The following is a 23,178-nucleotide window of genomic DNA, read 5'->3' as shown; positions in this document are numbered from 1 at the left end:
TCCCGATGGAAGATCGGGGCCGGGCGTTCGCGTTTCAGGCCGCGTTTCGGGCGGCGGCCAGCGTCGGCGGGCGTAGCGTGTTCCGCAGCACCCCTTCCGCGGCCGAGCAGGCTGCGGGCAGCGTCTCCCAGGTTACGGGCCGCGACAGGAAATAGCCCTGCACCCGCGTGACGCCGGCGCGGGCGACGTGTCGCAACTGCTCCGGAGTCTCGACACCCTCCGCAACCGACTCCATGGATAGGGCGCCGGCCATGCCTGTTACCGCCTGGACCAGGGCGTCGGCGCGCGGGTCCGTGCCGCAGCCCTCCACCAGTACCCGGTCCAGCTTGACCTTCGCGAAGGGGTAGAGGCGGGCACGGGCCAGCGTGCCGTGCCCCCCGCCGAAATCATCCAGGGCGACCCCGACGCCAAGCCGCCCCAGGGCCAGCACGGTGCCGAGAGCCGCGTCGTCGTCGCCGGCGAGGGAGGACTCCGTCATCTCGACGATCAGCCGCTCCCCCGGTAGGGCATGCGTCTCCAGGCAAGCGGCGACGTGCGGGGCGAAGCCCGGATCGCAGAAGGTGCTGGCGCCTGCGTTCACGGCGACTGAGACCCGCTGACCGGGCTCCGCCATCAGGCGGCAGGCTTCGCCGGTCACCCAGCGGTCCAGGGCGCCGGCGTAGCCCAGCCGTTCGATCACCGGGAGGAACTCGCCGGGGGTCAGCACCTCCCCGTCCTCCAGCCGCCATCGGACCAGCGCCTCGACGGAGCAGACGCGTCCGCCCCGGAGGTCGAGGATCGGCTGGAAAACCAGATGGAACGGCACGACCCCGCCGGGCGCGAAGGCCGCGTGGACCCGCGCTTCGATCCCCGCCCGCCCGATGCTGCCCGCGGCCTGCGCGCGCTCCGCCGCCCGGGTGAGTCCGCGTCCCGCGCGCTTGGCGGCCGCCAGGGCGGCATCCGCCCTATGAAGCAGCGCCGCGGCATCCGGCCCGTGCCAAGGGGTCGCGGCGTAGCCGATGGACGTCCGCAGCGTGACCGTCGAGCCGTTGATGGCGAAGGGCCGCGCCAGGACCTCGTGGATCCGCGCGGCCAGGCGGTCCGCCGTGTCGAGGTCGCCGATCCCCGACGCCAGCACCGCGAATTCGTCGCCCGAGAGTCGGAACACGCGGTCCGTCGGCCGCGTCGCCATGCGCAGACGCTGCGCGACCTCCGCGAGCGCGCGGTCGCCGCCGGCATGGCCGAAGGCGTCGTTGATCGCCCCGAACCGGTCGAGGTCAAGGAGGAGCATGGACCGTCGCGGGACGGCCTGCGCCAGGGCGGCATCGAGCGCCGCGCGGTTGCCGATGCCGGTCAGCGGGTCGGTCATCGCCGCCGTCGCGAGCGTGCGGCGGGCCCGGCGCAGGGTCAGGGCGGCGACCACCCCGCGCGCGAGGTCGCGCAGGCGCTCGACATGCGCCGGCGAGGGCTCGCGCGGGTGGCGGTCCACGACGTGGAGCGTGCCGAGAGCGTTGCCCCCTTCCGTCACCAGGGGAATGCCGGCGAAGAAGCGGATGCCCTGCGGGCCCGTGACGAGCGGGTTGTCGGCGAAGCGCGGATCGGCCGTCGCGTCGGGGACGACCAGCGCCTCCGACGGCCGGAGGATCGCGTGGGCGCAGAAGGCGGCCGCGCGCGGCAGTTCCGTCCAGGGCGTCCCGACGGCGCCGCGGAGGACGATGCGTGTGCGATCCACGAAGGACACCGCGGCGGCCGGCGTGCCGAGCAACGCCGCGGCTGCCCGCGCATGGCCAGCGAAGACTTCCTCCGCCGGGCCGTCGAGCAGGTCGAGTTCGTCGAGTTCCGCTAGGCGGCGGGACTCGTCCTTCGGCAGCGGCGCAGGGGGCATGGGCGGTTCCGGCTGACCGCCCCTTATCCCCTCCCGATGCTAAGGATTCTTGAATCCCCCGGCCGCGATCCTCACGCCGCCAGGGCGAGAGCGGGCATGCCCAGCACGCGGCGCGCGATCGCCGACGCCCCGGCCATCGCGGCGGGCAGGTCCGCCAGTGGCACCGCCGGGGATAGCAGGTGACCCTGCGCGAGCATCACGCGCCGCTCCGCCAGCAGCCGCAGCTGCGCCTCGTTCTCGACCCCCTCCGCGACGGCCTCGATGTCGAGCGCCTCGGCGACGCTCCCGACCGCCTCGACCAGCGTCGCCGAGCGCGAGTCGACCTCGCAGCCGTCCACGAGCGACCGGTCGAGCTTCACGCGGGCGAAGGGGAAGCGCCGCATGCGCGCAAGGGTGCCGTGGCCGCCGCCGAAGTCGTCGAGACAGACGCGGACCCCCGCCGCCGCCAGTTCCGCGACCTGCGCCAACGCCTCCACCGCGTCGCCGGCGAGCGCCGATTCGGTCATCTCGATCATCAGCCGGTCGCCGGGCAACTGGTGCATGGCGAGCCGGGACAGCACCGACGCAGCGAAGCCCGGGACGCCGAAGCTCGCCGCGGAGACGTTCACCGCCACGGCGATCCCCGGCAGCACCGCCGCGGCGCGGCAGGCCTCCCCGACCGCCCAGCGATCCAGCGCGCCGGAATATCCGAGGCTCTCGATCAGGGGCAGCACGTCGGCGGGTGCGACGGCCTGCCCGTCGCAGGTCCAGCGCAGCAGCGCCTCCACCGAGGTGACGCGCGCGTCGCCGAGTGCGGCGATGGGCTGGAACCAGAGCTGGAAGGGGACCTCCGCGCCGGGCGCGAAGGCGGCGTGCAGGGCTGCCTCCAGCGCTTGCCGCCCGATGCCCGGCCCGGCTGAGAGCGCCTCGGCGGAGCGGGTCACGCCGCGCCCCGCGCGCTTGGCGGCGTAGAGCGCGGCATCCGCCCGTTCCAGGAGGACGGCGCCGTCCGGCGCGCCCGCCACGCGGACCGCGTGGCCGATCGAGGTGCGGAGCGGCACCGGCGTCCCGCCGAGCGAGAAGGGCCGCGCGAGCGCCGCGTGGATTCCGCCCGCGACGCGGTCCGCGACCGCCGGGTCCCGGACGCCGCGCACCATCGCGCAGAACTCGTCGCCGCCGAGGCGGAACAGCAGGTCCTCCGGCCGCGTCGCGGCACGCAGGCGGGCCGCGACCTCGACCAGCGCCCCGTCGCCGCCGCCATGGCCGAAGGTGTCGTTGATCGACTTGAAGCGGTCGAGGTCGAACATCAGCATCGCGTAGTCCGGGCCCGCCGTCTCCAGGGCATGGGCCAGCGCCTTGCGGTTGCTGAGGCCCGTGAGCGGGTCCGTCAGGGCGGCCATGGACACCTGTCGCAGGGCGCGCCGCAGGGCGACCGCGGCCGAAACGCCTCGCGCCAGGTCGCGCAGCCTTTCCTGCGCGCGGGGCAGCACCTGCCGGGGCTGGCGATCGATCACGCAGAGCGCGCCGATGGCGTGGCCCTTCTCCGTCATCACCGGCGCGCCGGCGTAGAACCGGATCCCCGGATCCCCCGTTACCAGCGCGTTGTCGGCGAAGCGCGGGTCGTCCGCCGCGTCCGCGACGACCATCACCTCGTCCGGGCGCAGGATCGCGTGAGCGCAGAAGGACAGGTCGCGCGACGTGCCGCGCACCGCGAGTCCCTGGATCGACTTGAAGTACTGCCTGTCGGCATCCACGAGCGAGACGGCGGCGATGGGTGCGTCGAACAGCTCGGCCGCGACGCGGGTGAAGCTGTCGAAGAGGTCTTCCTCCGCCGTGTCGAGGAGGCCGAGTTCGTGCAGGTCGGCGAGGCGGGCGGCTTCGTCGACCGGGAGGGGTGCGGCGGGCATGAGTCTTCCTTGGGCCGCGGCACTCTGGGCGCATCCCCACCAACGATCCATGAAGGAAGGGTCACGGATCGTCAGGAACCGTAGGGGAGGCGGCTGGCGCCGGGGGCGCTTCGCGGCTACCTCGACGGCGCGCGGCGTCCCGGCCACCCCCGGGTGGCCCTGTGCGCCATCCGAGACGCGGGATCCGCCGAGGGTCCCGCCGCAACCGCCGCGGAGGTCCCGTGTCCCAACCCAGCCCGTCGGAAATGGTCACCCCGGTCATCGGCCTCATCGGCGGGTCCGGCCTCTACGACATCGAGGGGCTGGAGGGCCGGGAGTGGCGCCGCGTCGCGAGCCCCTGGGGCGAGCCGTCCGACGAGCTGCTCTTCGGCACGCTTGCCGGCGTGCGCTGCGTCTTCCTGCCCCGGCACGGGCGGGGGCACCGGATCCCGCCCTCCGAACTGAACTACCGCGCCAACATCGACGTGCTGAAGCGCGCGGGCTGCACCGACGTGCTGTCGCTCTCGGCCGTGGGGTCGCTCAACGGTGACCTGCCGCCGGGAACCTTCGTCATCCCCGACCAGTTCATCGACCGCACCTTCGCGCGCAAGAAGTCCTTCTTCGAGAGCGGCTGCGTCGCCCACGTGTCCATGGCCCACCCGCTCTGCCCGCGCCTCGGCGACGCGCTGGAGGCGGGGTGCCGCGACCTCGGCCTGAAGCACCACCGCGGCGGCACCTACCTCGTGATGGAGGGGCCGCAATTCTCGACGAAGGCCGAGAGCGAGCTGTACCGCGCCTGGGGCTGCGACGTGATCGGCATGACGAACATGCCGGAGGCCAAGTTGGCCCGCGAAGCCGAGCTCTGCTACGCGACCGTCGCCATGGTCACGGATTTCGACTGCTGGCACCCCGACCACGACCACGTGACGGTCGAGGCCGTCGTGCGGGTGCTGCTGGCGAATGCGGAGAATGCGAAGAACCTGGTGCGGGCCGTGGTGCCCGCGGTCGGCGCGCCGCGCGGCCCCTGCCCCGCGGGCTGTGACCGCGCGCTGGACGCGGCGATCGTAACGCAGCCGCCCTATCGGGACCCGGCTCTGGTGGCGAAGCTCGACGCGGTGGCGGGGCGGGTGCTCGGCGGCGCCTGAGCCGGCCGCCGCGGGCTCAGGTGTACTTGCGCGCCGAGTCCGTGTTCCAGCCGCGCTGACGCCGCTTCACGCCCACGACGACGGCGACCGCCGCGACGACCACCAGAAGCAGGATCGCGACGATCGGGCGGACCGGATAGGAGTCCGGGAAGGAGTAGGGCAGGAGCGCCATCAGCGCGAGCATGACGGCGAGGTTCGCGATGAGCACGACGGGCATGTCGGGGCCTCCTTCGCCAAGCGTATTACAGGGTTTCCGGCCTCGCGGCGACTCGCGTCCTCATCCCAGGTGACGGGCGAGGAAGGCGAGCGCACGACCCTCCGCCAGCGCCGTGGCGTCTGGGTCGTAGCTGCCCCGGTCCTCGCAGGCGAAGCCGTGGCCGGCGCCGGGATAGACGAAGACCTCGACCCCGGGCTGCGCCGCGCGGAAGGCGTCCACGTCTGACAAGGGGATGGACGCGTCGGTCTCCCCGAAATGCATCTGGACGGGGCAGCGCGGGGCTTCGTGCCGGGTCCCCGCCACGCCCCCGCCGTAGTACCCGACGGCCGCGCGGAACGACCCCGACCGGGTCGCCCCCCACCACGCCACGGTCCCGCCCCAACAATAGCCGATGATCCCCCGCGCGGCGGAGGCGGGAAGGGCGGCGGCCGCGGCCTCCACGTCCGCCATGACGCCGGCATCGGGGACCTTGCCCCGCAGTTCCCGCCCGCGCGCCACGTCCTCCGCGGCGTAATTCAGTTCCACCCCGCGCTCGACGCGGTCGAAGAGGGCGGGGACGATCACCGCGTAGCCCTGCGCCGCCACGTGGTCGGCCAGGCGCCGCATGTGGCGGTTCACCCCGAAGATCTCCTGGATCATGACGAGGGAGCGTGGCGCGTCGTCCGGCCCCGCGCACCAGGCGGAAAGGCGGTGGCCGTCGGCGGCGGTGAGTTCGACCTGCATGGGATTCCTCGATCGATGTGCCGGCCCACGGACCGCCGCGACGCGGGGGCGCTTCCCGGCCGCCGGGCGGAGACGCCAGGCGGTCACCGGCCTATGCTGCGGGGATGGCCGAGATCGTCAACCCGAACATCGTGAGCCTGGGGCGCGCCCGGAAGGCCCGCGCCCGCGCGGAGAAGGAAGCGCAGGCCGCGGCGAACCGCGCGGCCCATGGCCGGACGAAGGACCAGCGGGCGCGCGACGCGGCGGAGGAGGCAAGGCGCCGCGCCTTGCTCGACGGGGCGCGGCTGGAGGATGACGCGCCGGGCGTCAGCCCTTCTTCACCATCATCGTCCCGACCTCGTCCATCGCCTCCTTGAAGCGCTGGTTCAGGAGGGACAGCGCCTCGGAGTTCGACTTCTGGATGAGGTCGGCCAGTTCGCGCATGTTGGCCACCGCACGCTCGTAGGCGGTCTTCATCATCTCGGCCTGGCGCGCGGCGGAATCCTTCGGGTCGGTCGCAGTGCCGGCGATGCGGACGGCGTCCGTCATCTCCGTCATGGACTGCTGCAGGATTTCCATATGCCGGCGCGCGATGGCCTGTGCGCCTTCCAGCGCGACGCGGTTGGCGGCCGACAGGGCCTCGAGGTTCCGGCGCTGCGCCGCGGCGAGGGCGTCGAGGTCGAGGCCGGGGACCCGCATCTCCGCAAACATGCGGAACGGATCGGGGAAGCTGTTGCGGTCGGACATGGGGGAAGGTCTCCGCGGGGGCTGGGGGACGCGCGGGGGATATGACGGGCCGGGCGGGGTCGCGGCAAGCGGTCAACGGCGCCCCCGCCCTCGTCGGCGCCGAAGATGGGTTCAAGTACCGGAGGACACCCCTGGCATCTGCTTCCGCACGCGTCGGACCGTCGAATAGACGAACGTTGCTGCGAGGGTGAGGAGCGCGCCGGCGACGAGCAGGACGGGCACCCTGCCGTCCCGGAAGCCGAAGCGCGCAAGCCCCAGGCAGCCCATCCCCAGGAGAAGAAGTGCCGCAATCAGGATGACGAAGGCGCCCCGCGCCGCGCCCCGCGGATCGGCCGCAACCCTCCGCTCCATCGGCGTGGGGCCACGCCAGAGCGAGGCGGAAACACGCCGTCCTCGACCCATCTGCAAACGGTTCGCCCACCAGAAGGACCCGACCAGGACCAGGACGCCGCCGATGAGCCAAGCGGAACTGCCGCGGAGTGCCAGCGCGCCTAATGCGAAACCCACGAGCGTGCCAGGAAGTACGACCAGTGGTGCGTACGCATTCCAGCGGAGGTATCGGGCGCGCGAAGCGTCGTCGGGCAATTCCCAAACGAGCGGCAGGGGACCGTAGGGGCGCACGAGCCACCGTCCTTGCCCGGCCGGCGAAGGCTGAAAGGCATCCTCGATGCGCCCTTGTTCCACTCACGCCTCTCCAGCGCGCCGGGCTGTCAGGCTGGGGGACGAATTGCCGTCTCCGGTCCCTCTCCCGGGCTTTCCGGGCCGAGCGCGTCAGGCGGATTGTCAGGCACTGGGCTCGCGTCGTCCATGAGAGGCGCATCAGCCACGCTGGTTGCACCGGATGGCACCGCCGGAACCTCCCCCGCATCCAGCCGCAGCGTCCGCGCCACCTTGTCCGCCCGGTCCAGCGCCCGGTCCAGCGCGGCCATGGTGGAGCCGAGGTCTACCGAATCGTCCCCCGCCCAGGTCCGCGACACGTCGAGCCACACGCCGGCCAGCCCGTGCACCCGCAGCACGCCCGCGGGTCCGCCGGTCGGCACGCCCGCCCCCTCCAGCGTCCAGGCCATGGAGGCGAGGAGGATGGGGGAGAGCGCGAGGGCCGAGATCGGGTCGCGCATCAGATCGCGCTGCAGGCGCAGGATGCCCTCCCGGTGCGGCGCCAGGGCGTCGAAGCGCCGCATGAGCAGGTCGAAGAGGCGGTCGCGGACGGGCGTCGTGCCGTCCGGGTCGGGCACCGTGCCGTCCAGCACGAAGCGGTCCACGGCGCGGGCATGGGCGCGCAGAAGGTCCACCGGAGTCGCGTAGCGGGCGCGGAGCTCGGAGAGGGATTCGCCGGACTCCGCGGCGACCCGCGCGAAGGTCGTCCCGTGCCAGCCGTGGCGGGCCACCACGGCCCAGAGCGCATCGAGGAGCGTGGGGGAGGGATCGGCCGCGGCGGTCGGATCTTGCATGGCCGACACATGGCACGGGGCGCGGCGCGATCAACTCGCGGCCGGCGGGGCCGCCGCGTGCGGGAGGGCGCCGCCCGTGGGGCAGGGGGAGTGCCGCCGGCTGCGCGGGTGCCGGTGACGGCGAAGCCCGACCGGGCCTCAGGGCGTCGGCAGGGTGGGGGGATGGGGCGGGTCCCCGCCGAACCGGTTGCGGCGCCGCATGCCGGCCGGGGGGAGACACTCCCGCAGGCGCCCCGGTTCATCCCCGTCCACACCTGGCATACCCTGCCGCCGCTTTCGGAGGTCCCGCCTTGCCCACGCGTCGCCACGTCCTCACCGCCACGCTCGCCGCGCCATCGGTCGTCGGGGCTGCCCGCGCGCAAGGGACCGGCGGGCCGATCCGCCTCGTCATCCCCTTCGCGACGGGCGGCTCCACCGACGTCATCGGGCGGATGGTCGCGGACGAGATGTCGCGCCGCCTCGGGCAGCCCGTGGTGCCGGAAAACCGGCCGGGGGCCGGCGCGACGCTCGGCACGGGGCTGGTCGCGCGCGCCGCGCCGGATGGGACGACGCTGCTGCTCTCCACCATCTCGGGACTGGCGATCGGGCACACGCTCTACCGCGACCGCATCCAGTGGGACGCGGACCGGGATTTCGCCCATGTCGCGATGCTCTTCGGCACGCCCTACGTGCTCGCGGTGAACCCGGCCTTCCCGGCGCGGACGCTCGAGGAACTCGTTGCCGAGTCGCGGCGGCGGCCGGGCGGGCTGGACTACGCGACCTCCGGCATCGGGTCCGTGCCGCACCTGCTGGGGCTGCGCCTCGCCCAGGCGACGGGGGCGAACCTGACCCACGTGCCTTATCGCGGCGGGTCGCAGGCCGCGACGGACGTGGTCGCGGGCGTCGTGCCCGCCCTGCTGGACGGGCTGGCGGCGACGGCGCCGCTGATGAAGGCGGCGTCCGTCCGGCCGCTCGCCATGTCCTCCGCCGAGCGGGTGCCGGAGTTCCCGGAGGTCCCGACCTTCGCCGAATCCGGCGTCCCCGGCGCGACGGCCGATGGCTGGGCGGGCATCGCGGCCCCCGCCGGCACGCCGCGTCCCGTGCTGGAACGCCTGGCCGAGGCGGTGCGCGGTGCCCTCCAGACCCCCGCGATCCAGCGGCGCCTCGCGGAGACGGCGACGGGCCCCGGCGACAGGTTCCTCGACGACATGCAGGCTTACGTCCGGGCGGAGGTCGCGGCCTGGGCGCCGGTGGTCGCGCAGTCCGGCGCGCGGCCGGAATAGCCGGCCGGGGGCCGGCCTCACGCACGGCGTCGCGCGGGACGGGGTAGCCGCGGTGCCGGTCGCGCAAGCCTCTCGTGCCCGGCCCGCCTCCTCCGTGACCGTCTGGTCCCGCGGGCCCGTCCAGCGGGCCAACGCAGCGGACTCATCTCCCCCGGGCGAAGTTCCCGGGCCGGGCCCGTGGGCGCGCCGGGGGGCCATGTTGCGTTTCACCCGTCGCGGGCGCCCATTTCGGGCCGATGACCGGGTCTTCCGACGGGGCCGGTTGCGGCGCGGCGGGCCCGCCAGGTGGCACGTCGGCATGCCGAAAAGCGTGAGCCAGGGCGTCAACGCGCGGCCCAGCCCCGCGTTCTCCCGCACGCCCGGACCGAGCGACGGAGGACCCCCATTTCCGACACCCCGTTACGCCGCGGGCGAGAGGTCCTGCGGCTCCTCGCCGCCACCATTCTCCTGCCGCTCGTCCTCGTCGCCCTGGGCCTCTGGGAGGTCCGGCGCGGGGCGTCGGATCTGGCGACCGCGGAGATCCACCACGCCCGCACGGCGAAGGCCGTCGCGGCGCTCGAGGCACGCGCGGGCACCCGGCCGGGATCTGACCCGGGCACGTCCTTCACCCGGAACGGGCAGAACTACGCCGGCCCGCTGGCCCTGACGGAGGCGCGCAAGGAACTCGACGACGCGGCGAACAACGTCACGCTCGCACGGGTGCGGCGCACCGTCCCGCCTTTCGTCGTGTTCCCAGCCGCGGCGGTCGCGGTGCTGTCCCTCCTCGTGCTGGTGACAGGCGCGGTGCTGGCCCGGCGCGGGCGGCGGTCGCGCGATGCGCTGGTGCGCGGCTTCTCCCTCGTCCGCCGCGCGCTGCCGCCGGTGCTCGGCGCGCAGGTCGTGCTGGCGGCGACCGCGGCCGTGGCGGCGACGGGGTTCGAGGCCTCCGCCATCCTCTTCGGGCAGCTGCAATCCGGCGGGGAGATCAAGCTCCTGTTCCTCGCGCTGGTCATCATGGGCGTCAGCGTCTTCGTCGCGGGCAGCGCCGTCCTCGGCTTGCGCCGGGCCCTCGCTGCCTTCGAGCCAGACCCGCTGCCGATCGAGGGCCGGGTCCTGTCGCGGGAGGACGCGCCGGGCCTCTGGGCGCGGCTGGACCGGATCGCCGAACGCCTCGGCGCGCTGCGCCCGGACAACGTCGTGGCGGGGCTGACGGGCGGCTTCTTCGTCGCCTCCGGCCCGAAGGTGCTGGAACCCGGCGGGGGCGCGATCGCGGGACGCACCCTCTACGTCCCGCTGCCGATGCTCGCGCTCCTGCGGGAGGACGAGGCGGAGGCGGTGCTCGCGCACGAACTCGCGCACTTCTCCGGGGAGGACACGGAATACTCGCTCCGCTTCCTGCCGATCTATGCGGGCGTCGGGCGGTCGCTCGATGCGCTGGCGGAGGCGGGCGGGGGGGACGGGTCGGGCTCGATCCTCCTGCGTCCTGCCCTGCAGCTCGGGACCTACGTGCTCGACGGCTTCCACCGCGCGGTCCGGCACTGGAGCCGGGAGCGGGAGTTCGCGGCGGATCGCGCGGGGGCGGAGGTCGCCTCCCCCGACGCGGCGGCGCGCGCGCTGCTGCGCACGCCCGCGGCCGCGCCGGTCGTGGGGGCGACGCTGCGGCGGGCGGCGGAGGCGCCGGACGCCGCTCCGGCCAATCTCGTCGCCGCGACGCTGGAAGCCGCTCGTGCCGGCCTTGACGACCCGTCCCGCCACCTGGAGGAGACGCAGCCGCACCCGACCGACACGCACCCGCCGACGCGGACGCGGCTGGCGGCCCTGGGGCGGGATGCAGACGCCGCGCTACTCGCGGCGGCATCCGCGCCGGCGGAGCCTGGCCTCCGCGCCTTCCTCGCCGACCCCGACGCGGCCGGCCGCGCGGCGACGGAGGACTTCCTCACCCTCGTCCGCCGCCACGAAGCGGAGATGCGCGGGGAGCTGGAGGCGGCCGTCGCAGCGGTCGAGGGTGGGGAGCGGTCCCTCCAGGAACACACCCGACCCGGCGCGATCCTCCTCGGCGTGATGGGGGTCTTCTTCGGCGCGATGGGAGTTGGCCTGGGCTTCGTCGCGGGCGTCGACGCCGAGCCGGAGGTCGCCTGGGGGCTGGCCGCCTTCGGGATCGTCGGCGGGCTGCTGCTTCTTTGGCTGGCGTTCGTGGTCTGGCAGCGGGGGGATGCCCCCTACGCGGTGCTGCGGGCGGATTCGATCGCCATCGCCGGGCTTTCCGCGCCGATCACCTGGGATTCCGTGATGGACGTGGAGCTGGCGGCAATGGGGCAGCGGGTGACGACGACGCTGCACCTGCTTCCCGGCGCGACGCTGCCGGAGCGCACCGGCGGGCCGCGCCGGGCGAAGGTGGACCGGAAGCGGCGGACGGTAATCCTTTCCGCCGGCCTGCCGAAGGGGATGAAGGTGCCCGAATACGCCGAGCTGATCGGCAGTTACCGCCGTGCCGTGATGGCGCGTCGCGTGCTGCAGCAGGGCGCCGACCGCGGCGCGTCAGTCTGGGTCGAGGGTGGCTGAGCGGCGCGGCCGGAACCTGTCCCGGGCCGGCCGCCGTTGTCATCCGCGTTTGCCGGTCGTCGCTCGAGAACCGTCCCCGGCGCTTCTTGCGTTCCAACCCTTCGCGGACTCAGCCTACCCCGCGAGTTCGCGCGAACGCGCCGTCGCCGCCGCGATCGCGTGCGAGACGAGCGCGGGCCAGGCTGCATCGGCCATCAGCACGTTCAGCGCCTGCTCCGTCGTGCCCTTGGGGGAGGTGACGTTCCTCCGCAGCACCGCCGCGTCTTCCGCCGACGAACCGATCAGCGCGCCGGAGCCGGCGACGGTCGCGCGGGCCATGCGGCGGGCGAGGTCGGCGGGGATGCCCTGCTCGACCGCCGCCTTCTCCAGCAATTCGGCGAGCAGGAAGACATAGGCCGGGCCGCCGCCGGAGACCGCGGTGACGGCGTCCAAGTGGCTTTCCGCGTCGGTCCAGGCGACCTCGCCGGTGGCGGCGAGGAGCGAATCCGCCAACGCCCTCTGATCCGAGGACACGCCGCGGCCGGCGGTCGCGACGGTGAAGCCCTGGCGGATGGCGGCCGGCGTGTTCGGCATGGCGCGCACGACGGCCGCGGAGCCGCCGAGCAGCGCGGCGATGCCCGAGGCCGTCTTGCCGGCCATGATCGAGACAAAGACGGCGCCACCCTGCGGCCCGCTCGCGAAGCGGGCATAGGCGGGGATGGTGGTCGCGGCCTCCTGCGGCTTGATCGCGAGGACAACGGCCGCCGGCACGAAGCCATCCGGCAGTGCCCGGGCGTCGGAGATGACCTCCACGCGGTTCGCGAAAGCCTCAGCCGCGGCCTTCGCTGGCTCGACGACCACGGCCCGCAGGATGCCGCGCGCCAGCCAGCCGGAAAGCAGCGCGCCGCCCATCTTGCCGCAGCCGACGAGAAGGACGGGGGAAGGGGATCGCTCACGAGGGGTCGCCCGCCAGTTGCCGCTTGCTCAACGCGTCGAGCGCGATGAGGTCGGCGGCCAGGCGTTCAAAGTCGCGCAGCGGGACCATGTTGGGGCCGTCCGACGGCGCGCGGTCGGGGTCCGGATGTGTCTCGATGAACAGCGCGGCGACGCCGACGGCGACGGCCGCACGTGCCAGGGTCGGGACGAATTCCCGCTGCCCGCCGGAGGCGCCGCCGAGGCCGCCGGGCTGCTGCACCGAATGCGTGGCGTCGAACACGACCGGCGCACCCATCCGCGCCATGATCGGCAGGCCGCGGAAGTCGGAGACGAGGGTGTTGTAGCCGAAGGAGGTCCCGCGCTCGGTCAGCAGCACGCGCGGGTTGCCGGCGGCGGTGATCTTCTCCGCGACGTTGGCCATGTCCCAGGGTGCGAGGAACTGGCCCTTCTTGACGTTGACGACGCGCCCCGTGACGGCGGCCGCGATCAGAAGGTCGGTCTGGCGGCAGAGGAAGGCGGGGATCTGCAGCACGTCCACGGCCTCCGCGACGGGCGCGCACTGCCCGGCGTCGTGCACGTCGGTCAGCGTCGGCAGGCCGAGTGTCTCGCGGATCTCGGCAAAGACGGGGAGGGCGGCGGAGAGGCCCATGCCGCGGGCGGCGCGGGCGCTCGTGCGGTTCGCCTTGTCGAAGGAGGTCTTGTAGATCAGCCCGACGCCGAGGCGGGTGGCGATCTCCTTCAGTGCCCCCGCCGTTTCCAGCGCGTGGGCGCGGCTCTCCATCTGGCAGGGGCCGGCGATGAGGGCGACGGGGAGGGCGTTGCCGATGCGCACGCCGCCGACCTCGACGACGGGATCAGGGCGCAGCGAAGTCGGCGCGTCCATCACGCGACCCCCGCGCGCAGCAGGTCGTGGATGTGGAGGATGCCGACGGCGCGCCCCTCCTCCGTCACGAACAGCACGGTGACCTTCGATTCGTTCATGATCGCCAGCGCCTCGGCCGCCGTCATGCCCGGCGGGACGGTCAGGGGATTGCGCGTCATCACCTCGACGACGCGCGTGGCTGCGAGGTCGCGGCCGAGGGCGCGGCGGAGGTCGCCGTCGGTGACGATGCCGACGAGGCGGCCATCCCCCTCCACGACGCCCGTCGTGCCGAAGCGGCGGGAGGTCATCTCGATCACCGCCTCGCGCAGCGCGGCATCCGGGGCGACGCGCGGCACCTCGGCCGCCGGGTGCATCAGGTCGGCGACGGTGCGCAGCTGCGACCCCAGCTTGCCGCCCGGGTGCACGGCGCGGAAATCGGCGGTGGAGAAGCCGCGGGCGCGCAGCAGCGCCATCGCCAATGCATCGCCGAGCACCAACTGCATCGTCGTGGAGGTCGTCGGCGCCAGGCCGTTGGGGCAGGCCTCTTCCGCGACCGGCAGCACCAGCGCGACGTCGGCGGTGCGGGCGAGGGTGCTGTCGGCGCGCGAGGTGATGCCGAGCAGGGGAATGCGGAAGCGCTTGGCGTAGGCGACGAGGTCGGACAGTTCCCGCGTCTCGCCGGACCAGGAGAGGGCGAGCACCGCGTCACCGGGCGCGATCATCCCGAGGTCGCCGTGGCTTGCCTCGGCCGGGTGGACGTAGTGGGCGGGGGCGCCGGTCGAGGCGAGGGTCGCCGCGATCTTCCGCGCGATATGTCCCGACTTGCCCATGCCCGTCAGGATGATGCGGCCGGAGACGGCCAGCAGCGCGTCCACGGCGCGGGCGAAGGGCTCGCCGAGGCCGTTCCGCAGCGCAGCCTCCAGCGCGCGGAGGCCGGCAGCCTCCACGGCGAGGGTGCGGAGGGCTTCGGTGCGGTGGTCCTCCGCCGTGGCCTGGGCGCCGGCGGGGCGGGTGTTCGTGAGGGCGTTCACGTCGAAGGAACTCCGGTGGGGGCGCTGCCGGTGGCGGGCAGCCGCTCATCCCAGGCGGCGATGTGCCAGCCCCCTCCCGTCCGGCGCAAGCGGCAGAGGGCGCCGGTCCGGACCTTCCCCTCCCCCGCCGTCGGCGAGCCCTCGATCAGGCGGCGTACCAGGCGGAGGATGCCGTTGCTCGTCACGGCGAGGGTGGGGGAGGGGGCGTCGGCCGCCTCATCCAGGAAGGCGCCGATGCGGGACAGGACGGCGGCCTCGCCCTCTCCCCAGCCGGCGGCGGCGGGCCATTCCAGGCGGCGTTCCCAGGCTCCCAGCGCATCGCGGCCGTGGCGGGCGGTGATCTCGGCGTCGGTCAGGCCCTCCCACGTCCCGTAGTCCAGTTCCCGCAGGCGGTCGTCGAGGATGATGGTCCCGCCCAGCCGGTCCGCGAGGATCGCGGCGAACTGCCGCGTCCGCGCCAGCGGTCCGGCGACGATCCGGGCGGGGCGGAGGCCCTCGGCCGCCAGGGCCTCGGCCAGGCGCGCGGCCTGGGCGCGGCCTTCCGCGACGAGCGGAAGGTCGGTCCGCGCGCCGACCCGCAGCGCGGGCTGGCCGGGGTCGAAGGTGTTGCCGTGGCGGGCGAGGAGGAGATCGGTCACGCCGCGACGCGCCCCGTGCCGTCCCAGCGGTCGAGCAACTCGCCCTCCGCCTCGATCAGCGCCTCGCAGCGGCGCAGGTCGCCCTCCGTATCCACGCCCCAATGCGTGCGTCCCCGATAGTCCACCTCGACCACGCGGACCGGAATGCCGTGTTCCAAGGCGCGGAGCTGTTCGAGGCTTTCGGCCCGTTCCAGCAGGCCGATGGGAAGGTCCACCAACTGCCGCAGCACCTCGGGGCGGTAGCCGTAGAGGCCGATGTGGCGCAGGACCGGCACGTCCTCTGCGCCTGCACGGCGGAAGGGGATGAGCGACTTCGAGAAGTAGAGCGCGTCGCCGTTGCGCGCCGTGACGACGGTGGTGCCCCCGACCTCGCCGGCGGCCTTGGCGGCGGCCAGGCGTGCCAGGGCCTCGGGGGACATCCGGACGGCCGGCGTGACCATGCGCACCGTGGGGTCGCGCGCGGCGTCCAGCATGGCGGCGATGACCCAGGGTGGGGTGAGGACGGCGTCGCCTTGCAGGTTCAGGACGAAGTCCGGCGCGTCGGGACGATTCGCAAGCACGGCCGCGGCGCGTTCCGTGCCGTTGCGGATCGCGGGGTCGGTCAGGACGGATTCGGCGCCGATGTCCCGCGCGAAGGCGGCGATCCGCTCGTCATCCGTCGCGACCACGACCTGCGCGCCGGCACCGGCCCCCGCCCGCGCCAGAGCCCAGACGCGTTGCAGCATCGGGACGCCGTGCACGGGCGCGAGCGGCTTGCCGGGAAAGCGCGTGGAACCCCAGCGCGCGCGGGATGACGATCAGGACGGGCATCGCCGCCTGTTTGGCGCGGGACCGACCGTGACTTCAAGGCATGGGCCCGCGGCGGCTGGTCGCCGCCGCGGGCCGTCTGGTCAGCGCCGGTTCTGCTCTGCGGTCGAGGACCCCATCGCGTTGCCGCGCGGCATCTGCTGCGCCGTCGGCGACTGCGCCATGCCGAGCATCGTGCTGATCAGGATCAGGTGCTCGCGGATCTGGCCGTTGGCGAGCGTCGCGATGATCTTGTCCGGCGCCGGCGCGTTCTGCGCGGCCATCATCGCGCTCGTCAGGTTCAGCAGTTCCTGGTGGCCGTCATGCTGTCCCTGCAGGAACATGCGATCGAACTCGTCGCCGGCCTGGGCCTGCTGCAGGCGGTTCATCATCTCCCGCTTCTCGCCCGAGAAGTTGGGCTGCTGCATCTGGTGGCCGGCCAGGCGCATGGATTCCGCGATGCCCTCCTGCTCGATCACCTCGAACTGGGCGAAGCGCTTGGCGTCGGGGTGACGCGCCTTCTCCGCGCCGATCCGCGCGGTCATGAGGGAGAAGGTGCCGGCCTCATGCGTGAGGGTGCGCAGGCGATCGGCATCCATCCCCTGCAAGTTGGCCGGCGGGGTCGCCGCGTTGGGCGTGGCGGAGGTCGAGGCCCCGGAAGGCTGAGGTTGGGCGCGGAGCGCGACGGGGACGGCGGCCGCGGCGACGAGGCCGAAGGCGAGGCGGCGGTGGATGATCATGGCGTTTTCTCTCCGGGCAAACGGCCGCACGGGATGGCCATGCGGCAGTGGCCGAGAAGAACGGTCGGGATTCCGCCCGGTTTGGCCTGGGCGGGAGCGGCCGGATCAGGGGGCGCCGGTCATTCTACGAGCGAGGCGGCCCGCATCTCCCGCAATCCTTCCGGGTCCGACATCCACGCCAGACGTTCCGCCGCCAGCACGGCGTAGCGGTGGAGCAACGACTTGCGCCGGGCCGCAGCCAGCGGGCGGTGCGGCGCGTCGCGGACCATCACCGCCTCGTACCCGTCGGAGACGAAGAGGCCGACCTCGTCGGGGATCAGGTCCTGCGGGAAGTCGCAGTCCACGGCGAAGTAGAGGCGGTCGCACCAGGGCAGGTAGTCCTCCCACTTCGCGTCGGAGAGATAGTCGCGGGCGCAGGACTTGATCTCGACCGCGAAGAGGCAGCCTTCGGGCGTCAGGGCCATCACGTCGAGACGCCGCCCGCAGGGGATGGGCATCTCGTGCAGCGGCGCCCAGCGGCGCGTGAAGCAGGCGCGCGCGACGGCGCGGTGAAGCCCGGCCGTGCGTTCGGGCACGGTGAGGTTCAGGGTGGGAAGGTCCAGCGGCATCGCCGTGATTCGTCCGCCGTCGCGAAAAGCAGGTCAAGCGCGGGCGATGGCGGCACGGTGGGTGACGCGGCGTGCCGGAAGGGCCATCTTCGCCCCGTGCCCGACCAACCGTTCTGGAAGACGAAGCCGCTCGACGCGATGTCGCGCGCGGAGTGGGAATCGCTCTGCGACGGCTGCGGCCGCTGCTGCCTGCACAAGATCCGCGACGAGGACACGGAGGAGCTGCACTTCACGAACGTTGCCTGCCGGCTGCTGGACACGGCGACCTGCCGCTGCCGGGACTACGCGAGCCGCAAGCGGATCGTGCCGGACTGCGTGCGGCTGACGCCGAAGCTCGTCGCGGGGCTGGACTGGCTGCCGCCCTCCTGCGGCTACGTGCTGGTGGCGCAGGGGCGGGATCTGCCGGACTGGCACCCGCTGGTCAGCGGCGATCCGGACAGCGTGCACCGCGCCGGCGCCAGCGTGGCCGGGCGTGCCGTCCCGGAGCGGGAGGCGGACGACCTGGAAGACCATGTCGTCGCCTGGCCCGGCCGCTTCCCGCGGGCACGGAAGAGCGCTGCGGGAGGGTAAGGCGGCCCATCCGCGACGCACACGACGCGTCGCCGGTGGCGGGTACGGCGTTCCGACCATAGGGTCCCGGTCCGCAGACGGACACCGCAGCCATGGGCGAGTTCACCGAGGACGATATGCGCCGTGACAAGCCCCGCTGGTACTGGGGTCCCGCCCGCCGGGAGCAGTGGCGCGAGGCGAAGCGGCGCGGCCACCGCGGCATCCGCCGCGCGGGGACGGATCGGGCCGACGGTGGGGATTCGGCAACGGCCGGCAGCGGCTGGAACGATGGCGGGTCCACCGCGGGCGCCGCAACGGGGGCCGCCGTCGGCGCTTGTGCGGAGAGCGGATCGCAAACGGCCTCGGACTCCGCTTCTTGCTCCTCCGACGCGGGCGGAGGCGGGTCGGACGGCGGGTCTTCCTCGTCCGACTGACGGTCTCCCGGTAGCCCGGGGCTGACCCGGGCCCCGATCCGGCCTACCCTGCCGCGCCAAGAACCGGAGACGGGTGGACCTGATGGAAGCGCTCTACGGCGGCGTCAACGCCGCCCTCCTCACCGCCATGCACGCGGATCTCTCCCCCGACCACGGGCGCACGGCGGCGCATGCGCGCTGGCTGCTGGACAATGGCTGCAACGGCCTCGGCGTTCTCGGCACGACGGGCGAGGCCAATTCCTTCGGCATGACCGAGCGGCGCGAGATCCTGGAGAACCTCGTCCGCAACGGCATCCCCGCGCGGAAGATGATGCCGGGCACGGGGGCGACGAACCTGGCCGACAGCGTGGAGCTGACGAAGCACGCGCGCGACCTGGGCTGCCCCGGCGTGCTGATGCTGCCGCCCTTCTACTACAAGAACCCGAGCGATGACGGCCTCTTCGCCTACTTCTCCGAGGTCATTCACCGCGTCGGCGGCGGGGTGAAGGTGTATCTGTACCACTTCCCCGCGCAGTCCGCGGTGCCGCTGTCGGTGTCGCTGCTGTCGCGGCTGCTCGACGCCTTCCCCGACGTGGTGAAGGGCGTGAAGGACAGCACGGGCGACCTCGCCAGCGCGCAGGCCTTCATCGAAGCGCTCGCGCGGCGGGGCTTCGAGGTCTATCCGGGCGGCGACAACCTGCTCCAGAAGACGTTGGCCATGGGCGGCGCGGGCTGCATCACCGCGGCGTCCAACCTCTGCGCCCGGTTCTCCCGCATCGTGTACGACAAGCGCACGGGGCCGGAGGCCGACGCGGCGCAGGCCATCGTGGACAAGTGCCGCGCGGCCGCATCGTCGGTCCCGCTGATCCCCGGCCTCCGCGAAGTGCTGGCGCGCGCGTCGGGCGACGATGCGTGGCGGCATATCCGCCCGCCCAACATGCCGCTGAGCGCGGCGCAGGCCGACAGCGTCTGGGCCGCCTGGGATGCCGCCGGCGCGCTGCCGCTGCCGGGCCTGGGTCTCGCCCGGGCCGCCGAATAAGGGCGGCCAAAGCATGTCGGAACCCCTGCGCTGCCGCATCCCCGCGACCGCGACGGTGCAGGCGGACGACGCCACGATGCGCGTGACGCGCTGGGACTTCCCGCCCGGCGCGGAGACGGGCTGGCACCGCCACGGCTGGGCCTACCTCGTCGTGCCGGTGACCGACGGCACAATGACGCTGGAGGAACCGGGCGGCGCGACGCGCAAGGCGTCCATCGCCGCAGGCGTGTCCTACACCCGTGCGCCGGGCGTCGAGCACAACGTGGTCAACACGGGCGAGGCAGCGTTTTCCTTCGTCGAGATCGAGTTCAAGGCGCATCCCGGATGAAGCCTTCCGCGCGCGTCACGAAAGCCGAACGCGCGCGTCATCCGTTGCGCGCGCGCAGCGTCGGAATGCGCGTGCGCAACGTCTTCAAGCAGTTGATCCTGAACCTGTTTCCGCCATCCGCGACCACCCCAGGAACCCCCGAAAAGATCAAGCCGTTGAAGCGCGGTGCCCGTCCGGGGCATCTTGGCGACATGGAACAGAACGTGACCGAAAGCGTCCCGCTGCGGGCCCATCCCCTGGCCCTGCCGACGCCTACGCCGGTGCGATGGAACCGCTCGGCACGCGCGCGCCGCGTGTCGCTGCGCATCGACCCGCGCGCGGGGGAGGTCGTGGTGACGCTGCCCATGCGGTCCGGCCGCCGCGCGGGACTGCAGCTGCTGACCACCCATGCGGCCTGGGTGAAGGAACGCCTGGCGTCGCTTGCACCGGCCGTGCCGCTCTCGCCGGGGCAGGAGGTAAATCTCGGCGGCCTGCCGCACGTCATCCGTCACGACCCCGCGCTGCGCGGGCCCGCGACGCTGGCGCCCGGCGCCATCCTCGTGGGCGGTGATGGGGAGTTCGTCGCGCGCCGCGTGGCCGACTTCCTGCGTGCCGAAGGGCGCCGGCGGATCTGCGAGCGTGTCGCGGTGCACGCGGCCCGGCTCGGCGTGAAAGCCAAGCGCATCACGTTGAAGGACACGCGGTCCCGCTGGGGCTCCTGCGCGCCCGACGGGTCGCTCGCCTTCTCCTGGCGGCTGGTGATGGCGCCGGACTGGGTGCTGGACTACGTCGTGGCGCATGAGGTCGCGCACCTGCGCGAGCTGAATCACTCCGCGCGGTTCTGGACCCTTGTCACCGCGCTGACGCCGGATCGCGACGCCGCGCAGGAATGGCTGCGGAAGAACGGGCCGGCGTTGCTGCGCGTCGGGTAGGTCAGGGCGCCTTGTGGATGGGGTCCACCCAGGGGACCTCCTCCGGCTTCTCCACCGGCTCGATGTCGAGGTTGACCACCACCGCCTCGTTGTCCGACCGCACCAGCACGCACTCCAGCGTCTCGTCGGTGGAGGCGTTGATCTCCTGGTGCGGGACGTAGGGCGGCACGTAGATGAAGTCGCCGGGCCCTGCCTCCGCGACGAATTCCAGTTTCTCGCCCCAGCGCATCCGCGCTCGTCCGCGGACGACGTAGATCACGCTCTCCAGCGCGCCGTGGTGGTGTGCGCCGGTCTTGGCATTGGGGTGGATGCTGACGGTGCCCGCCCAGATCTTCTGCGCACCGACGCGGGCGAGGTTGATCGCGGCGGCCCGGTTCATCCCCGGCGTCTGGGCCGTGTTGGTGTCGAGGCTGCCCGCCAGGATCACCCGCACGCCCGTATTCTTCCAGCCGTCGTCCGGGGCGTGCAGTTCGTGCTTGTCGTGCCCGTCATGCGGCATGGTGTCACCTCGCGAGAGACGCGGCATTGTCGGCCCGCGCTGTCGCGGGTCCAGATGGGGCGGGCGGCCCGTTGCGACCAGTAGCCCAGCCGGTTCGCTCCGGCGTGCCCCTGCCCGGCTCCGATCCGGATCGGGTCTGCGGGGGTTAGCGGGCCGCGTCACCATCGAGCGCGAAGTGCGCGATGCAGGCCCTACCGAAATGGTTTGACGCCACGCCTGCGCCGGCGCGACCGTGCCGCTTCGCGTGGGGGCAGGCGGTCATGCTGAGCTTCAAGGACTGTACCAACATCCGGATCGCGGGTGACGAGTATACGTCGGGCTTCCTCGGGCTGCATTGGCTGCCCTCCGCCGGCGCGGCCGCGAACCAGAGTCGGTACGAGGCCGACGTGATCGCCGGCCTGAACCGGCTGATGAAGACCTTCACGGGATGGGCCGTCATCAACGAAGTCTTCTGGAACCGGCCACGCGTGATGTGGATCATGCCCTATCATCCCACGCCGGCGACGGGCCCGTTCAATGCCACGGCGGGTGCGACGGACCTGGCCGCGGCGACGATGAAGGACACCACGGCCCTGGACGGAAAGGGCGCCCTGCCGAAGGCCGGGCAGGCGCGTACGATCGGAACGGGCGCGGGAAGCGACACGATCATCAGCTTCACCCCGGGCGTCTTCACGGCGAAGCCCGGCAATCCAACGGGGCCGGGCACGTCCGGCGATGAGATCCTGCTGCACGAGATGGTGCACGGCATCCGCCAGATGATGGGGCGCTCCGTGCGCGAGGCCGTGGCGGGGAACCCGGGCATGGACAACTACGAGGAGTTCGTCGCGATCCTCGTCACGAACATCTTCCGCTCGGAAAGCGGACAAACCCAGATGCGGCAGGACCACCACGGCTTCGTCGCGCTGTCCGGTGCGGCGGCGAACCCCGCCACGTTCAAGGCGACCTACTCCGCCTACCTCTCCTACATGGCGACCGAGCAGCCGCGCCTGTGCCAGAACCTGCGGCAGGTCACCTGCGCCTTCAATCCGCTGATCTGACGTCCCTCCACTCCGCGAGGACCGTCAATCCGGCCTCGCCCCCGTCGCGCGCACGATCGGCGCCCACTTCACCGTCTCCTCCCGAATGAAGCGGGCGAGGTCGTCGGGGGTGGAAGGCGTGACCTCGACACCCTGGGACTCCAGGTTCCGGCTGATCCCCGGATCATTCAGCGTCTCGCGCAACGCGGCGTTCATGCGCTCCACGATGGGTTGCGCCAGGCCCTTCGGACCGAGCATGGCGTACCAGTTCGCGACCTCGTAGCCCGGCAGGGTTTCGGCAACTGTCGGCGTGTCGCGCAGGAAAGGCAGGCGGCGCGCGGTCGGCACCGCCAGCAGCCGCAGCCGCCCGGATTCCACCTGCGGCAATGCGGTCGGCGCGGTGGAGAAGGCGTAGTCCACCTTCGCGCCGATCAGGTCGGTCATCAGCGGCCCGCCGCCGCGATAGGGCACGTGCACCGTCCTCACGCCGGCCAGCTGGTCCAGCAGCGCCCCCGCCAGGTGCCCCGCGCCGCCAATGCCCGAGGAGCCGTAGGTGATCGTCTCCGGCGCCGCGCGCGCGGCCGCGATCAGGTCGGCCGTGCTGCGCCAGGGCCGTGCGGAGGGAACGACGAGCACGTTCAGCACATTGCCCGCCATGCCCACGGGCGTCAGGTCAGCCTGCGGGTCGAAGGGCAGGGAGGGGTAGAGGGTCGGGTTGATCGCCAGCGCGCCGATCGTGCCCATGAGGAAGGTTGTCCCGTCAGCCGGCGCGCGCACCACCGTTTCCGTCGCGAGGTTCCCGCCGGCGCCGGGCCGGTTATCGATGATGATGGGCTGGCCGAGCGACGCCGACAGCTTGGGCTGCAGCACGCGCGTGAAGATGTCGGTGGACCCGCCCGCGGCGAAGCCGACGACGACGCGGATCGGGCGGCTGGGCCAGGCTTCCTGCGCTGTGGCGGCGCGCAGCGCGGGCAGGGCCAGGGTGGCGCCGGCAAGGGTTCGGCGTCGGATCATCGTTCGCTCCCGTTCGGTCGGCCACCCCTCTGGCG

The 23,178-nt window shown here is 73.1% G+C and carries 24 protein-coding genes and 1 pseudogene; 9 read left to right on the top strand and 16 right to left on the bottom strand.

The annotated features are described in order from the left end of the window. Positions 1-34: 34 nt before the first annotated feature. Positions 35-1,864: a putative bifunctional diguanylate cyclase/phosphodiesterase gene (locus ACE7GA_RS02900; protein ID WP_376095352.1), complete on the bottom strand. Its 1,830-nt coding sequence runs from the start codon at positions 1,862-1,864 to the stop codon at positions 35-37. 71 nt (positions 1,865-1,935) lie between these two features. Further along, a complete protein-coding gene (locus ACE7GA_RS02895; protein WP_376095349.1) occupies positions 1,936-3,750 on the bottom strand; it encodes a putative bifunctional diguanylate cyclase/phosphodiesterase in 1,815 nt (604 codons plus the stop codon). Positions 3,751-3,995: 245 nt separating this feature from the next. Here ACE7GA_RS02895 and ACE7GA_RS02890 point away from each other — a divergent pair, with 245 nt between their 5' ends. Next, a complete protein-coding gene (locus ACE7GA_RS02890; protein WP_376100073.1) occupies positions 3,996-4,874 on the top strand; it encodes an S-methyl-5'-thioadenosine phosphorylase in 879 nt (292 codons plus the stop codon). Positions 4,875-4,890: 16 nt separating this feature from the next. On the opposite strand, the gene ACE7GA_RS02885 is transcribed toward ACE7GA_RS02890, so the two are convergent. Continuing rightward, the gene (locus tag ACE7GA_RS02885) at positions 4,891-5,091 is read right to left on the bottom strand and encodes a hypothetical protein (RefSeq protein ID WP_376095346.1); all 201 of its coding nucleotides are present in this window, start codon (positions 5,089-5,091) and stop codon (positions 4,891-4,893) included. 60 nt (positions 5,092-5,151) lie between these two features. Beyond that, positions 5,152-5,814, bottom strand: a complete 663-nt coding sequence (locus tag ACE7GA_RS02880; protein WP_376095343.1) for a dienelactone hydrolase family protein — start codon at positions 5,812-5,814, stop codon at positions 5,152-5,154. A 104-nt stretch (positions 5,815-5,918) separates the two neighbouring features. On the opposite strand from ACE7GA_RS02880, the gene ACE7GA_RS02875 reads away from it, so the two are divergent. Beyond that, complete coding sequence (locus ACE7GA_RS02875; RefSeq protein ID WP_376095340.1) at positions 5,919-6,170, top strand: DUF4169 family protein; 252 nt, start codon at positions 5,919-5,921, stop codon at positions 6,168-6,170. Here ACE7GA_RS02875 and ACE7GA_RS02870 read toward each other — a convergent pair. From ACE7GA_RS02870 to ACE7GA_RS02860, 3 genes are all read right to left on the bottom strand, one after another. Then, positions 6,121-6,540, bottom strand: coding sequence for a phasin family protein (locus tag ACE7GA_RS02870; RefSeq protein WP_376095337.1), 420 nt, complete (start codon positions 6,538-6,540; stop codon positions 6,121-6,123). The two genes, ACE7GA_RS02875 and ACE7GA_RS02870, sit on opposite strands and share 50 nt — an antisense overlap. Positions 6,541-6,651: 111 nt before the next feature. Then, positions 6,652-7,161, bottom strand: a complete 510-nt coding sequence (locus ACE7GA_RS02865; RefSeq protein WP_376095334.1) for a hypothetical protein — start codon at positions 7,159-7,161, stop codon at positions 6,652-6,654. An 89-nt stretch (positions 7,162-7,250) separates the two neighbouring features. Further along, positions 7,251-7,991, bottom strand: a complete 741-nt coding sequence (locus tag ACE7GA_RS02860) for a TetR family transcriptional regulator (RefSeq protein WP_376095331.1) — start codon at positions 7,989-7,991, stop codon at positions 7,251-7,253. Between the two features lie 290 nt (positions 7,992-8,281). Here ACE7GA_RS02860 and ACE7GA_RS02855 point away from each other — a divergent pair, with 290 nt between their 5' ends. Further along, a complete protein-coding gene (locus tag ACE7GA_RS02855) occupies positions 8,282-9,253 on the top strand; it encodes a Bug family tripartite tricarboxylate transporter substrate binding protein (protein ID WP_376095328.1) in 972 nt (323 codons plus the stop codon). Positions 9,254-9,538: 285 nt separating this feature from the next. Continuing rightward, positions 9,539-11,794 carry a M48 family metalloprotease gene (locus tag ACE7GA_RS02850; protein ID WP_376095325.1) on the top strand — a complete coding sequence of 752 codons (2,256 nt, stop codon included), beginning with the start codon at positions 9,539-9,541 and terminating at the stop codon, positions 11,792-11,794. 114 nt (positions 11,795-11,908) lie between these two features. Here ACE7GA_RS02850 and proC read toward each other — a convergent pair whose 3' ends face one another. The 7 genes and pseudogenes from proC to ACE7GA_RS02815 all read right to left on the bottom strand — a co-directional run bounded on the left by proC (position 11,909) and on the right by ACE7GA_RS02815 (position 17,374). Beyond that, the gene (proC, locus tag ACE7GA_RS02845) at positions 11,909-12,685 is read right to left on the bottom strand and encodes a pyrroline-5-carboxylate reductase (RefSeq protein ID WP_376095322.1); all 777 of its coding nucleotides are present in this window, start codon (positions 12,683-12,685) and stop codon (positions 11,909-11,911) included. A 40-nt stretch (positions 12,686-12,725) separates the two neighbouring features. Continuing rightward, positions 12,726-13,592, bottom strand: coding sequence for a 3-deoxy-8-phosphooctulonate synthase (gene kdsA, locus ACE7GA_RS02840; protein ID WP_376095319.1), 867 nt, complete (start codon positions 13,590-13,592; stop codon positions 12,726-12,728). Continuing rightward, positions 13,592-14,602: an SIS domain-containing protein gene (locus ACE7GA_RS02835; RefSeq protein WP_376095316.1), complete on the bottom strand. Its 1,011-nt coding sequence runs from the start codon at positions 14,600-14,602 to the stop codon at positions 13,592-13,594. The genes kdsA and ACE7GA_RS02835 overlap by 1 nt, the downstream gene beginning before the upstream one ends. Continuing rightward, a complete protein-coding gene (locus ACE7GA_RS02830) occupies positions 14,599-15,240 on the bottom strand; it encodes a histidine phosphatase family protein (RefSeq protein WP_376095313.1) in 642 nt (213 codons plus the stop codon). The genes ACE7GA_RS02835 and ACE7GA_RS02830 overlap by 4 nt, the downstream gene beginning before the upstream one ends. After that, a pseudogene (locus tag ACE7GA_RS02825) lies at positions 15,237-16,013 on the bottom strand (3-deoxy-manno-octulosonate cytidylyltransferase); the annotation flags it as partial. The pseudogene ACE7GA_RS02825 and the gene ACE7GA_RS02830, both read right to left, overlap by 4 nt. A 117-nt stretch (positions 16,014-16,130) precedes the next feature. Further along, positions 16,131-16,766, bottom strand: a complete 636-nt coding sequence (locus ACE7GA_RS02820) for a DUF4142 domain-containing protein (protein WP_376095311.1) — start codon at positions 16,764-16,766, stop codon at positions 16,131-16,133. 119 nt (positions 16,767-16,885) lie between these two features. Beyond that, positions 16,886-17,374 (bottom strand): MmcB family DNA repair protein, encoded by a 489-nt coding sequence (locus ACE7GA_RS02815; protein ID WP_376095308.1) that lies wholly within the window; start codon positions 17,372-17,374, stop codon positions 16,886-16,888. Between the two features lie 96 nt (positions 17,375-17,470). Here ACE7GA_RS02815 and ACE7GA_RS02810 point away from each other — a divergent pair, with 96 nt between their 5' ends. The 4 genes from ACE7GA_RS02810 (at position 17,471) to ACE7GA_RS02795 (ending at position 20,614) form a co-directional block, all read left to right on the top strand. Beyond that, on the top strand, positions 17,471-17,944 hold the full coding sequence (locus ACE7GA_RS02810) for a YcgN family cysteine cluster protein (protein ID WP_376095305.1): 474 nt from the start codon (positions 17,471-17,473) through the stop codon (positions 17,942-17,944). 495 nt (positions 17,945-18,439) lie between these two features. Further along, the gene (locus tag ACE7GA_RS02805; protein WP_376100071.1) at positions 18,440-19,375 is read left to right on the top strand and encodes a dihydrodipicolinate synthase family protein; all 936 of its coding nucleotides are present in this window, start codon (positions 18,440-18,442) and stop codon (positions 19,373-19,375) included. A gap of 13 nt (positions 19,376-19,388) precedes the next feature. Then, positions 19,389-19,703 (top strand): cupin domain-containing protein, encoded by a 315-nt coding sequence (locus ACE7GA_RS02800; protein ID WP_376095302.1) that lies wholly within the window; start codon positions 19,389-19,391, stop codon positions 19,701-19,703. 191 nt (positions 19,704-19,894) lie between these two features. Beyond that, positions 19,895-20,614 (top strand): M48 family metallopeptidase, encoded by a 720-nt coding sequence (locus ACE7GA_RS02795; RefSeq protein WP_376095299.1) that lies wholly within the window; start codon positions 19,895-19,897, stop codon positions 20,612-20,614. A gap of 1 nt (position 20,615) precedes the next feature. Here ACE7GA_RS02795 and ACE7GA_RS02790 read toward each other — a convergent pair whose 3' ends face one another. Continuing rightward, positions 20,616-21,113 (bottom strand): cupin domain-containing protein, encoded by a 498-nt coding sequence (locus ACE7GA_RS02790; protein ID WP_376095296.1) that lies wholly within the window; start codon positions 21,111-21,113, stop codon positions 20,616-20,618. Between the two features lie 260 nt (positions 21,114-21,373). On the opposite strand from ACE7GA_RS02790, the gene ACE7GA_RS02785 reads away from it, so the two are divergent. Continuing rightward, positions 21,374-22,150 carry a hypothetical protein gene (locus tag ACE7GA_RS02785; RefSeq protein ID WP_376095293.1) on the top strand — a complete coding sequence of 259 codons (777 nt, stop codon included), beginning with the start codon at positions 21,374-21,376 and terminating at the stop codon, positions 22,148-22,150. A gap of 24 nt (positions 22,151-22,174) precedes the next feature. On the opposite strand, the gene ACE7GA_RS02780 is transcribed toward ACE7GA_RS02785, so the two are convergent. Beyond that, positions 22,175-23,143 carry a Bug family tripartite tricarboxylate transporter substrate binding protein gene (locus ACE7GA_RS02780; protein ID WP_376095290.1) on the bottom strand — a complete coding sequence of 323 codons (969 nt, stop codon included), beginning with the start codon at positions 23,141-23,143 and terminating at the stop codon, positions 22,175-22,177. Between the last annotated feature and the right edge of the window lie 35 nt (positions 23,144-23,178).

Source organism: Roseomonas sp. CCTCC AB2023176, assembly GCF_042259275.1.
In the GTDB taxonomy this organism is placed as follows: domain Bacteria; phylum Pseudomonadota; class Alphaproteobacteria; order Acetobacterales; family Acetobacteraceae; genus Roseomonas.
The sequence above is the reverse complement of the archived record's forward strand: the minus strand, read 5'-3'. Positions and strand labels throughout refer to the sequence as shown.